This window comes from Neorhizobium sp. T7_12, from assembly GCF_002968535.1.
Lineage (GTDB): Bacteria > Pseudomonadota > Alphaproteobacteria > Rhizobiales > Rhizobiaceae > Neorhizobium > Neorhizobium tomejilense.
Map to the genome: position 1 here is coordinate 1 of NZ_PVBK01000051.1, position 832 is coordinate 832.

The following is an 832-nucleotide window of genomic DNA, read 5'->3' on the forward strand; positions in this document are numbered from 1 at the left end:
GTTTCCGGCGAAGCCTTCAGCTCCTTTTCGGCCAGAGATTCCCAATCCTTGACGGTCTTTGCGGCTTTCACGGTCTTCTCGGCCATCACTCGAACTCCATGATCAACTCGTCGACCGCCAGGCTTTGGCCCTGGCTCGCGGCGACGTGCTTGACGATGCCCCTGCGCTCGGCCTTCAGCACGTTTTCCATCTTCATCGCCTCGACGGTCGCGAGCGTCTGGCCGGCTTCGACTGCGTCGCCGGCTTTCACCGACACGGAGGTGATGACGCCGGGCATGGGGCAGAGCAGCATCTTCGAGGTGTCCGGGGGCAGTTTTTTCGGCATCAGGCGGGCAAGTTCGGCCACGCGGGGCGAACGGACGCGGGCGGTGACGTCCATGCCGCGCCAGCGCAACCGCACTGCGGAGCCGATGAGGTTGACCTTGACCCCCATCGTCTCGCCGCCGACATGGAAGCGGGCATGGCTTTGGCCCGGCAGCCAGCCGCTGGCGACGGAAAGCTGTGCTCCATCGGCAAAGCGGACGCTGGCGCCGTCGGGGCCGGTTTCGAGCGTCACGGCCTCTTCGAAGCCCGCGAGCGTCACCACCCAGTCCTTGCCGATCACCCGGCGATGATTGCCGATCGTGCCGGAAATCTGTACCGCCCGCTCCTGCAGGGCCTGATGGACCAGGACGGCGATGGCGACAAGCTTCTTTGCGGCCGCCTCGTCGGGATGCACGCCCGAAAAACCTTCCGGGAATTCCTCGGCGATGAAGGCCGTGGTGATCTTTCCGGAGCGAAAACGGTCGTGATCCATGACGGCCGAGAGGAAGGGCAGATTGTGGCCGATGCC

General features: G+C 64.9%; 1 protein-coding gene. It reads right to left on the reverse strand.

The annotated features are described in order from the left end of the window. Positions 1-85: 85 nt before the first annotated feature. The coding region (locus tag C5J26_RS32390) for a biotin/lipoyl-containing protein (RefSeq protein ID WP_172746239.1) at positions 86-832 on the reverse strand (747 nt) is incomplete at its 5' end.